Source organism: Blastococcus sp. SYSU DS0539, assembly GCF_054050855.1.
This window is the reverse complement of sequence record NZ_JBJHAF010000013.1, coordinates 137,515-148,522: the sequence shown is the minus strand read 5'-3', so window position 1 is coordinate 148,522 and position 11,008 is coordinate 137,515. Positions and strand designations below refer to the sequence as shown.

8 protein-coding genes and 1 tRNA gene are annotated in these 11,008 nt (G+C 72.6%); 6 read left to right on the top strand and 3 right to left on the bottom strand.

Translation table 11 applies throughout. From position 1 onward, the window contains the following. Positions 1 to 1,021: 1,021 nt before the first annotated feature. From ACI790_RS16350 to ACI790_RS16340, 3 genes are read right to left on the bottom strand one after another with little or no spacing between them, the layout of a single operon-like run. On the bottom strand, positions 1,022 to 3,136 hold the full coding sequence (locus ACI790_RS16350) for a hypothetical protein (RefSeq protein ID WP_456570841.1): 2,115 nt from the start codon (positions 3,134 to 3,136) through the stop codon (positions 1,022 to 1,024). Between the two features lie 40 nt (positions 3,137 to 3,176). Further along, entirely contained in the window at positions 3,177 to 5,150 is a 1,974-nt protein-coding gene (locus tag ACI790_RS16345) for an ATP-binding protein (RefSeq protein WP_456570840.1), read from the bottom strand. Then, a complete protein-coding gene (locus ACI790_RS16340; RefSeq protein ID WP_456570839.1) occupies positions 5,147 to 5,827 on the bottom strand; it encodes a hypothetical protein in 681 nt (226 codons plus the stop codon). The genes ACI790_RS16345 and ACI790_RS16340 overlap by 4 nt, the downstream gene beginning before the upstream one ends. A gap of 520 nt (positions 5,828 to 6,347) precedes the next feature. Here ACI790_RS16340 and ACI790_RS16335 point away from each other — a divergent pair. The 6 genes from ACI790_RS16335 (at position 6,348) to ACI790_RS16310 (ending at position 10,924) form a co-directional block, all read left to right on the top strand. Further along, complete coding sequence (locus ACI790_RS16335; RefSeq protein WP_456570838.1) at positions 6,348 to 6,917, top strand: hypothetical protein; 570 nt, start codon at positions 6,348 to 6,350, stop codon at positions 6,915 to 6,917. After that, the gene (locus ACI790_RS16330) at positions 6,914 to 7,402 is read left to right on the top strand and encodes a hypothetical protein (RefSeq protein WP_456570837.1); all 489 of its coding nucleotides are present in this window, start codon (positions 6,914 to 6,916) and stop codon (positions 7,400 to 7,402) included. Before ACI790_RS16335 ends, ACI790_RS16330 begins: the two co-directional genes overlap by 4 nt. Before the next feature lie 734 nt (positions 7,403 to 8,136). Further along, positions 8,137 to 8,212, top strand: a tRNA-Thr gene (locus ACI790_RS16325). 51 nt (positions 8,213 to 8,263) lie between these two features. Then, positions 8,264 to 9,052 carry a TIGR03084 family metal-binding protein gene (locus ACI790_RS16320; RefSeq protein ID WP_456570836.1) on the top strand — a complete coding sequence of 263 codons (789 nt, stop codon included), beginning with the start codon at positions 8,264 to 8,266 and terminating at the stop codon, positions 9,050 to 9,052. Between the two features lie 112 nt (positions 9,053 to 9,164). Continuing rightward, positions 9,165 to 9,923, top strand: a complete 759-nt coding sequence (locus ACI790_RS16315; protein WP_456570835.1) for a 3-hydroxyacyl-CoA dehydrogenase — start codon at positions 9,165 to 9,167, stop codon at positions 9,921 to 9,923. Further along, complete coding sequence (locus ACI790_RS16310; protein ID WP_456570834.1) at positions 9,920 to 10,924, top strand: NAD(P)H-dependent flavin oxidoreductase; 1,005 nt, start codon at positions 9,920 to 9,922, stop codon at positions 10,922 to 10,924. Before ACI790_RS16315 ends, ACI790_RS16310 begins: the two co-directional genes overlap by 4 nt. Positions 10,925 to 11,008: the final 84 nt, after the last annotated feature.

Below are 11,008 nucleotides of genomic sequence, written 5' to 3'. Positions count from 1 at the left end.
CGCCGCACTGCGGGCGCGATCGGCACTGCGCCGCACTGCGGGCGCGATCGGCACTGCGCCGCACTGCGGGCGCGATCGGCACTGCGCCGCACTGCGGGCGCGATCGGCACTGCGCCGCACTGCGGGCGCGATCGGCACTGCGCCGCACTGCGGGCCTACGGTGCCCACGTGAAGGAAGCGCTGCCGTCGCGTTCGGTGTGGTGCCAACGTGACGATCACGGGCGCTGCTCGCATGTCGCGGGCTACGAGGGGATGAGCCTGTGGCGTCTTCGCCGGCGCCCGGAGTTGTCGGCCCGGCTGTGCAACTGCGGCTGTCACACCGAGTGCGCACTGAGCGGCCAGCAGACCGCGCCCCGGACCGTCTGGCTGGAGCGGTGCACCTGCCCGGGGGCGGTCACCGCTCGGCAACGCCACGACCAGACGGAGCAGCGCAAGGCTGAGATGTCTGCAGTGATGGAGCAGGCGCGCCAGGAGGGAGCCCTCCAACCCGCCGAGATCGAGCGGCGGCTCCGGGCGGTCTTCGAGGCGCACGGGGAGCGCCCGCCACCGCTGGAAGGCGTCTCCCGGCTGTCGGCCGTCGCTACGGCGCCCCGCGGCACTCGGATGGTGCGACTGTTGTGGATGGGTGTGCTGGCCGTGGTCCGGGCCGTGCGGTGGGCGTGGGAGCCCACCCCAGTGGGCGCCGGTCACGACAACCGCACGCAGCGCGAGGCGGCTTCCTTGTCGTTGCCGGAGGCGGCGGCGCGGCGGCGACGCTGGTTGCGTCGGCGATCCGGTCGCGCGGCGGGCGCCGACTCCTGCTTGGTGTTTTCGCCGGAGTGGTCGGGCTGGTCAGCACATGGGCGCTCGTCCTGGTCACCGGAGTCACCGCGGTCTCGCGGGCCGCCGAGAAGCACGGGCCAGACCGGCAGGGACCTTCTTCACGGAACGGCCCGGCTGGGTGACGGGCCTGCCCGGGCCGTGATGGGCTGCACTGCGTCGCGATCGGCACTGCGTCGCGATCGGCACTGCGTCGCGATCTTCACCGCGCCGGCGAGGGCTCTCCTTCAGCGGTGTCATCGTCTGCCACTGCGACGTCGGGTTCAGGGGGCTCTTTCTCCCGAACAGCGCGACGCCTCCTCGCCGGCGCGCGGGCGTCGGACAGTTGGCGGGGTGTGGACCGGTTGCCCACCACCACCGCAACGACGACGTGCTGTGGGGAGGCGTCAGGTCGAGCCCTGTGCTCCGTCGCCCAGGCAAGGTCCCGCAGGCGCGGGACGCCGTCGGGGTGGTTGGAGAGGTCCAGGACCAGCAGCTGGCTGAACGGCACGTTGGCCCCGGAGTAGGCCGCCGACTGCGGCGCGTACTGGTCGAGCGAGTCCCTGCTGGCATCGGTGAGCTCGCGCTTGACCTCGGTCACCAGCTTCAACTCGCCGATGCGGACGATGACGTCGACGCGTCCCGCGGCGATGTGCGACACCTCGCACTGGACCCGTCCTGCGAACGTCTCCGAGTTGGCCAGCCAGAAGTAGAACTCCCACTGGAGGTCTTCCTCCTTCGGCCGCGTCTCGTCCTTGCTGAGGCGGCGCAGGATGTTCGGCCGGCCTGGGAGGAACGGGCCTGCGCGCTCGTACCGGTCCTGCAGGAACGTCAGGGTGCGGTCGAGCAGGGCGATCGCGGCAGCGCGGGCTTCTCCGGCGAACTCCGGGTGGGTGGAGAGCCCTTCGATGAGCTCATCGCGCACCCGGCCGAGTGCTGGATGTTCGGCCGTGCCGGAGGCGAACATGACGGTGAGGGCGCGGCCCAGCTGGGTGAGCTGTTCGTCATCGACATGCCTGGCGAAGGCGCGGGCGATGTCGGTGCCCAGGTCGCGGAGCCTGGGGGCGAAGCGGTCGATTCGGGCGTCGAGGGCTTCGTCGTCCTCCGCATCGGCGTCCTCGGGCAGATCTCGGTCTCGTGCGACGCCGGCGGTCCGGCGCTCGCGCACGGCCTGCATCAGCAACTCCGCGGCCGGCGGGAGCGTCGGCTCCTCCCGCTGCCGGTCGGCGTCGATCGTCCGCGTCAGCTGGTCGAGCAGGACGGCGTTGGCCGCGACGGGGTTTTCGATCGCTGGCCGCACGACCGCGGCAAGCCCCGCGGCCGGCGCGGTCGACCGTTCAGCCGTGTAAGCGCGAGCAAGCTGGCCTACGGCGGCGGTCGCCTCTAGCCAGCTCGGCTCGGCCAGGCGAGCGGCGGCGCGGCGCAGGTCGAGCACGAGCCCGAGCCACTCCACCTCGGCGTCCAGCTTGGGCCGCCGCCACGCCGGCTGGTGCATGTTCCGTGTCCACGAAGTCCGTCGCCGCATGACGGTCTCCAGCTCATCGACGGCCTCGACAAGCGGGCCGGTGTCGGCTGCGCCGAAGGCGGCGACAGCCGTGCAAACGGCCGCGTAGGCGGCCGCGTCATCCCGGGTGTCATCGAGGGAGTACGCCGCGCTGAACTGATCGGCCGCCTCCAGGAGCCCCCCGCTCGCGGCTGTCGCGTCGGTCTGCCGCAGCGCGGCGCGCATGCTGGCGCAGGCGAGCTCGTAGGCAGCATCCGCTGCGGAAACGTCCAAGTCCTGCAGTACGTGCAGCGCCTGCGTGAGCGGAGCCGTCAGGGTGCTGTCGTCGTCCCAGGCGTCCAGCGCGATGCCGATCAACCTCGGCAGCCGTTCGACGTAGTCCTCGGACACGGCCGGCCCGATGTCCGTGAGGCTGTGCAGCACCAGGTACGGCGTCACGGCACCGGCGATGGCGAGACGAAGGGCTCCCTCGAGGTGGGCCACCGCCAGCAGGGGACTGGGGTCCAGGCTGGTGCGGTGCCCCTCGAGGAGCGCTGTGTGCAGCGGAGCGGCCACCGTCCTCGCGGCGATCGGGTCGTCGAGCAGCACGTCGAGGCTGTCGCGTAGGGCCAGGTAGCTGGTCTGTTGCCGCAGGCGCGCCGCGAACTCGACCGTGGCCGCGGTCCAGGCGCCCGCTCCGTCGGAGATGGCGGCGACAAGGGTCGCGGCCGCGAGAGGCGCAAGGGGCGTGTCGGCGAGCTGGACGAGCTCGGTGGCGACGTCGGCAAGGCTGCCCAGGTTGGCCACATCGCACGTCTCACCGGCGGTCTCGGCGGTCACCAGGGCCAGCGCCACCGAGCCGGTCACGAGTGTGCCCGGAGGGCTCGACGACGGGTCACCACAGCGGCGCGTTGGGGGTGACTGGCCGCAGCACATGGTCGGCGTCGAGCCGTCCATCCGGCAGGGCCTGGTCCGCGGTCGTCGTGATGATCTGCAGCCCGGGCGTCTGGGCGGCCACCTCGATCAAGGCGTCGAGGATCTCGTGGGCGTCGTCGTCCTGGACCTCCTCCGCACGGAGGCTGTCCAGCATCAGCAGGCCGGGGTGGGTCGCAACTCCGCGGCGGGCCCCGACGCGCAGGAGAGCGATGATCGTGGCGATCCGCAGCCGCAGCCGTCCGCCGGCGCTCTGACTGCCGAAGGTCTGGCCGGTCACGCCGCCCTTGTCGACGAGCATGGTGCCGTTGAGCCGGATCTTGGCGCCGGTCACCGCCGTCATGCCGAAGGTGCGCGCGAGCTCGGCGATCTCGTCGCCCACCGCCTTGATCAGGTCTTCCGACTCTGCGGCCTGTTCCTGTTCGAGTTCGGCCGCGAGAGCTTCGAGGACGGCCAGCAGCCGCTCGCCCTGCGGTCCGCCGGTGTCCTCCTTCGAGTCGTCGAGCGACCTGGGGTCGGCTTCGGCGAGGACCGCCAGGGCACCTTCGGCGCGAGCGACCTCGAGTTCCAGCCGGGCGCGGTCACCCACCTGGCGTGCCGCCTCTGCCGCGGCGAGCTGCGCCTGTGCCGCCTCGAGCTGGGCGGTTAGGTCGCTGACCTCGGTCTCCGCTTGCTCCAGGGCGGCGAGCGCTGCCGTTTCCGCGGCGGTGGACGCGGTGAGGGCGTCCTGCCGTTCGGCGATGAGGTCTGCCGCCTCGTCCTCATCCCCGAGCAGAGGCGTGGTGCAGACCGCGCAGACATGGTCGGCGTCCTCCCGGACGCGTCGGCCCTCGGTGACCGGCGCCTCGCAGCGGGGACAGCTGGAGGGGTTGAGGCCGTGGAACAACTGCGCGGCGACAACGGTCTCCCGCTGAGAGGTCAGCGCACGCTCATCTGCCTGCCGCCCAGCCTTCGCCAGCCGGAACGCCTGTCCGAGCTGTGCCCACCGCTCGTCGGCCCGGGCAAGGCGCGCAGCGAGGGTACGCACACGGTTAGCGGCCTCCGTCGCCGATGGAGCCGATGCCGACGGGAGCGCAGCCAGCGCGGAGCGAGCCGTCGTGAGCGCGGTCTGTTCTCGGGCCTGTAGGTCCGGGAGGCCTGGGACCCCCACCTTTTTCAGCGACGTCCGCAGCCCGTCGCGGGCCGCCTGGACCCGCGTCAGCACGGCGGCGCGGGGGAGGTCGAGGAAGACCTTCAGCAGTCGGCCCGCGAGCCCGGCCATCGCCGTCTCACCGATCAGGATCTTGTCGCCGCCGGCCGGGGGGTAGATCGCACCGAAGTACGTCGGCCAGCCGTGGCGCTGGGTCAGCTCGTTCCTCTTGTCGTGTGCATGGAGCGGTTCGAGGCTCAGCCGATCCAGCATGAGCCCCTGGATGGCGTCGGTGTACTCGGCCTGGGCCGATGCGCTGACCAGCGGCCGCCCCATGGTGAACGCCCGGTCGAGCTGTTCGACCGTCGCCGCCTCGTGCACCGTGCCGGTGACCAGATCGCCGGCCTGCAGACGCAGCCGGATACCGAGGGCGCGGCCGTTGACCTCCACGTCGCACTCCACCAACTCCAGCCACATCGCCACGTCGGGCTGCAGCTCGCGGGGGGCACCCCGCAGACACCAGGTGATGATCTCCAGGACGCTCGTCTTCCCCACGAAGTTCGAGCCGACGACCATCGAGATCCCGTCCGGGAACGCGAAGCTCCGGTCGAACGCGCCCCCGCCGGCGCTCTCGTCCTTCGTGCCCGTGATCCGCAGCCGCAGGACGCGCATCGAACGCCGCGCTGCCGGTGTCGACACCGCGGCGACACCATGCGTCGCCATGACCCCCTCGACGTGCGACGCGGCGACACCGGTACGTGCGGCCACCCGCTGCGCCAGTGCGCTGTGCGAAGCGCTCATCGTCATGAGGACTCCTGCTCCTGCTCGTCGAGGGCAGCCAGCCGCTCACGCACCCGCGGGGCGATCGTCTGGATGCGGCTGTGCCACTCCGCGTCGGCGTACTCCGGCTGCGCGTACTGCATGTCCTTGAGGGCGGTGGGTCCGATGCCGCCGGTGAGCTCGACGAGCAGCTCCACGCGGTCGACGTAGTACTTCAGCTCGGGCACGTCGGCGATCATGTCGCGCGCGACGGAGCGCCCCTTGTCGGTGAGGTAGTAGTTGTGCTGGCGCGTGTGGCCGAGAGTCCCCTCGCGGCGGCGGAAGACCAGGGCCGCGGCCGTCAGCACGGAGAGCGCCTCGTCCAGCGGCTCGTAGGCCCCGAACCGGTAGCGCAACATCGGGTAGCGGCGCACCTCCGGTTCCTCCGAGGTGAGGATGGTGCGCGCCTGTTCCCGGAACGACAGATCGCCGGTCTCCTCGAACCGATCGAGCAGCAACTCGGCCAGGTAGTCCGGGTTGCGCAGCCAGAAGTCCATCTTCTGCAGCACCACCTGGGTGCGGAGGACCGCCACGGCAGCGGCTGGGACCCCATCAGGAGGCGGCGACGGTAGGTCCTCCGAGGCGTTCGCGATCAGCAGGAGCAGGCGCACCGCGTCCTGCATGCGCGACGTCGCAGGCGCGTCCCGCGCGTCGGGGCTCGTCATCGTGCGTCTCCCAGAGGTATCGGCCACGGAGGGGTGGCCGCGTCGCCCTCGTCCGAAGCCGGTTAGCACCCTAGACGCCGCAGTTTCGATGGACAGGCCACGGCGGCCGGACGGCGGACACCTCGAGGCGTCCAGGTGCCCATTGACAACCGGGCGGTGCGTTGGACGGTGCCCATTGGCTCGAGGAAGGCGAGCTGGACGGCCACCGCCCACCGGGCTCCGCTCCGACGAACTGAACAGAGATGAACGCAGTAGCGGCGTGGTGACGTCGGCACGCTGCTCGCACCGGCGCACCGAAGGAGGTGATCTGCCGCGCCGGTGGGGAAGCCGCGATGTCGGTCGTGTCTCCGCCGCGGGAGCTGCCCCGGTGCCCGAGAGGAGGTGAACCACTGCGCCGGTGGGAGCAATAGCGGCAGAAGCGGTCGGTCGCCGACACACGGACTCCCGTTCGCGCGCTCGGCTGGGTGAACCGCGGAGCTGACCGGTGGCGGTCGGACGGCGTCGTCTCGATGATCACGCGATGACCGAGGAGCGGCGCGGGCCGCGGTGGGGCCTCCTGCTGGCCTTCGGGCTTGCCGCAGGCATCTTCGTCGGCGGCGTCCAGCAGGCGGTGCGTGGCCTTGTGGGTGACGAGCCGTGGAACTGGGCGGAGATGGCCGTGTACGGCTTGGTGTGGGGCCTGCTCGCACCCCCGGCTATCTGGCTGGCCCGGCGAGCGGTCGACCGCGGCCGTCTTCCACAGAGCCCTTCCGGTCAGGTCCGTGCCCGGCAGTCGAAGCTGGTCGCCCCGGCGATGAGGTCAGGCGTCCTTCCACCCGACGCAGATCCCGACGTCTGGCGGCGGGCACTGCGTGCCGAGGTGCAGGAGTGGAACAGCCAGCGGTGGCTGGCCGTGGTCTTCGCTGTGGTGGGCGTTGGCATCATCGGGGCCGCGGCGGGCGTCGCCAACGACAACGCCTGGGGCGTGTGGATGGTGGCGATCGTCGTGGCCGCCGAGGGCGTGGTCGCCTACCGCTGGGCGGAGCGGCGGCTCCAGACCGCGCGACGGCTGCAGGCCGAGCTGCCGGCCGGTGGGAGCGGGCGCCAGTGACCGGCCCGGTGATCGCCGTGGTGGCGATCCTGCTGGGGCTGCCGTTGCTGGCCTGGTGGGTGGGGAGCCGTCGGGTGTGGTCGCGGCTGCGTCCAGGGGCCGATCCGGATCCGTGGGGCGACGCGATGCGCCAGTTCGGTCTGACACCGCAGGAGACGGCTCAGGTGGAGTCCGCGGTGACGTGGGGGCGCCGGCTGGACGACGAGCGGCTGCGCCGGGCCGCCGTCCAGTGGGCCCGGCAGCTCGTCGAGCAGGCCGAGGCCCGCCGTCGGATCCGTTCGAGGTCGGGGCGTCTCGCCGTACTCCTCGGTCTGGTTGTCTTCCTCGCGGCCGGCATCTCATGGATGGCGGTTCGCGAGGACGGGTTCCCCCGGAACGCGGTCGTCTGGTGGGTGATCTGGCCGGCGGTCATCGGGTGGATGGTGGGGGGCCCGCGTCGCGCCCTCCGGGTCAACTCGGATCCGGGCTCCACAGCCGACCGGTAGGGGCGCCCGCACGGCGCCGTGTCGGTTTCCCGGCGCTCAGGACCGCCGAGCCGATCGAGGGCTCCGCCCGGCCGAGTGAATCGGCGGCCGACCGGTGGCGCCCGCAACGGGCGTTCCCGATGATCACCCGCGTGACCGGACAACGGCGGGGCTCGCAATGACCGGGGATGGGAGTCCCAGGCGGGATCGTCGCAGCGCCGCGGACCGGACCCCGGAGCCGGTGGGCGTGCCGACGCTGGTGGCGTGGCATCGCACTGGGTTGGTCCTCGGGTTCATCGCGCTTGCCTGCCTGGTCGGCTTCGTGCTGTACCTGCTACTCGGCGGCAGCCGAGACAGCGCGTGGGTGCTCCTGGGTCTCGGTGCCTTCGTCTGCGGGTTGATCGGCCTGGGGTTCCTCCGCCGGACCTGGGATGACCCGGAGGTGAGGGACGACGCGCAGGTTGCCCGGGCGCGACGGTTGTCCTCGGTGGCGATGACGTCGTACGGCGTGGCACTGAATCCCGAACGCCATCTACGCCGTCCAGTCGGATGCTGCCGAGACGATGGACTGGCTCGGCGTGGTCTCCGCCGTTCTCGGCGCTGTCGCGGTGATGTGCTTCATCGCCATGCTGGTGGTCGCGACCCGGTGGAGCCCGTCGCGGCGCTGAGACGCCAGAGGCGGCCAGGTCACCGGCGCCGCGGAGTTCTTCCCTGCGTTGTCCCTAGACTTGTCCCGGGACTTGTTCCCATGTCCCGCCGGCGTGGCGCAACTGGTAGCGCACCCGACTTGTAATCGGGCGGTTAGGGGTTCGAGTCCCCTCGTCGGCTCCATGGTGTGATCGCGCGCAGGACGGGCCGGACCGGACGAGCGGAGGCCGATCGATGGCCGTGGACCTGGACGCGCTGATCACCGACCTGGTGGCCGAGTCCGCCGACCTCCACCGCGTGCTCGGCGATCTCGGGCCTGCGGACTGGGACCGGGACACCCCCGCCGTCGGCTGGACGATCCGGGACCAGGTCACCCACCTGGCGTTCTTCGACGAGGCCGCGGTGGCCTCGGCCACCGATCCCGACGGCTTCCGCGCCCGCGCCGACTCACCCGCCCTCCGCGCGGAGGACCACCCCGACCGGGTGGCCGAGCGCTTCGCCGGCCTGCCGGGTGCCGAGGCGCTGGCCTGGCTCGAGCGGGCGCGCCGCAGCTACGTCGAGGTCTTCGCCGCTCTCGATCCCGGCGTCCGGCTGCCCTGGTACGGCCCGCCGATGAGTCCTGCGTCGTCGGTGACGGCCCGGCTGATGGAGACGTGGGCGCACGGCCAGGACGTGCTGGACGCGCTCGGCCTCTCCCGCCGGCCGACCGACCGGCTGCGGCACGTCGCCCACCTCGGCGTCCGGACGATGGGCTGGAGCTTCCGCACCCACGGGCGTCCGGTGCCGGGGGAACCGATCCGGGTGGAGCTGGCGGCGCCGGACGGCGGCACGTGGTCGTGGGGGCCGGACGACGCGGCCGACCGGGTGACCGGCACCGCGGAGGACTTCTGCCTGCTGGTCACCCAGCGCCGGCACCGCAGCGGCACCGGGCTGCGCGCCGAGGGGCCGCACGCCGACGCGTGGCTCGACGTCGCCCAGGCCTTCGCGGGGGCGCCGGGTCCCGGCCGGCCGCCGGTCGCCTGACCTTCCGCCCGGCCGGACGCCGGAGGGACACCGCGGTGCGCACCATTGCCTGCTGCCCCATCGACGCCTAGATTAGCGAGCGCTAGGTATGCGTCACTCCGGGAGGCTGATCGTGCAACTGCAGGGAAAGACCGCGCTCGTCACCGGAGGTGCGTCCGGCCTCGGGCTGGCCACCGTCCGCAGGCTCCGGGCCGACGGTGCCCGCGTCGTGGCGCTCGACCTGCCCACGGCCGACCAGACGGCCCTCGGCGGCCTGGGCGACGGCGTGCGCTTCGTGGGCGCCGACGTCCGCGACGAGACCGCGGTGCAGGCCGCCGTGGACACCGCCAACGACGAAGGCACGCTCGCCGTCGTGGTCAACTGCGCCGGGATCGGCGCCGCCATCAAGACCGTGAGCAAGAAGGGGGCCTTCCCGCTCGCCGACTTCGACCGCGTCGTCGGCGTGAACCTGATCGGCACCTTCAACGTGATCCGCCTCGGCGCCACCGCCATCGCCGGCAACGAGGCGGACGGCGAGGAGCGCGGGGTCATCGTCAACACCGCCTCCGTCGCCGCGTTCGACGGCCAGATCGGGCAGGCCGCCTACTCGGCGTCCAAGGGCGGGGTGGTCGGCCTGACCCTCCCGGTCGCCCGGGACCTCGCCTCCTACGGGATCCGCGTCGTCACCATCGCGCCCGGCCTGTTCGAGACCCCGCTGCTCGGCGCGCTGCCCGAGGACGTCCGCACCGCGCTGGGCGCCCAGGTGCCGCACCCGAGCCGCCTCGGCCAGCCGGAGGAGTACGCCGACCTGGTCGCGGCCGTCGTGGGCAACCCGATGCTCAACGGGGAGACGATCCGGCTCGACGGCGCGATCCGGATGGCTCCGCGGTGACCGCCACCGTGCCGGCGCCGCGGCTCGACACCCGGCTCACCCGGCTGCTCGGCATCGAGCGGCCGGTGATCCAGGGCGGGATGCAGTGGGTCGGGCGGGCGGAGCTCGCCGCCGCCGTCTCCAACGCCGGCGGGCTCGGGATGCTCACCGCGCTCACCCAGCCCACGCCGCAGGCGCTGCGCGAGGAGATCGCGCGCTGCCGCGACCTCACCGACCGGCCGTTCGGCGTGAACCTCACGATCCTGCCGGCGATCAACCCGCCGCCCTACGCCGAGTACCGCGACGCCATCGCCGGCTCCGGCATCCGCATCGTCGAGACCGCCGGGGCGAACCCGGCCGAGCACATGCCCTTCTTCAAGGACGCCGGCATCACCGTGGTGCACAAGTGCACCAGCGTCCGGCACGCCCGGCGGGCCGAGGCCGAGGGCGTCGACGTCATCAGCATCGACGGCTTCGAGTGCGCCGGTCACCCGGGCGAGGACGACGTGCCCGGCATGGTGCTGGTGCCGGCGGCCGCGGCCGCCGTCGACATCCCCGTGGTCGCCTGCGGTGGGATCGCCGACGCCCGGGGCCTGGTGGCCGCGCTCGCCCTCGGGGCCGAGGGGGTCACGATGGGCACCCGGTTCCTGTGCACGCAGGAGTCACCGGTGCACGACGCGGTGAAGCAGCGGATCGTCGAGCTCACCGAGCGCGACACCGAGCTGATCTTCCGGCCGTTGCGCAACACCGCGCGGGTGGCCAGCAACGGCGTCAGCCGCGAGGTGGTCGCGATCCTCGACGACGGTGGCCGGTTCGAGGACGTCCGCGACCTCGTCGCCGGCGCGCGGGGGCGGCTGGTCTTCGAGGAGGGCGACGTCGAGCACGGCATCTGGACGGCGGGCATGAGCCAGGGCCTGGTCCACGACGTGCCCACGGTGGCCGAGGTGCTCGACCGCATGCTGCGCGAGGCGCACGAGCTGATCCACGGCCGACTCGCCACCTTCGCCGGCGGGCTCGGCTGAGCACCCCCGCCCGCTGCTCGGCCGTCGACACCACCGTCGCCACCGGGACCCCCGCTGCCGGGGAGCGCGACGTGTTGCTCCTCC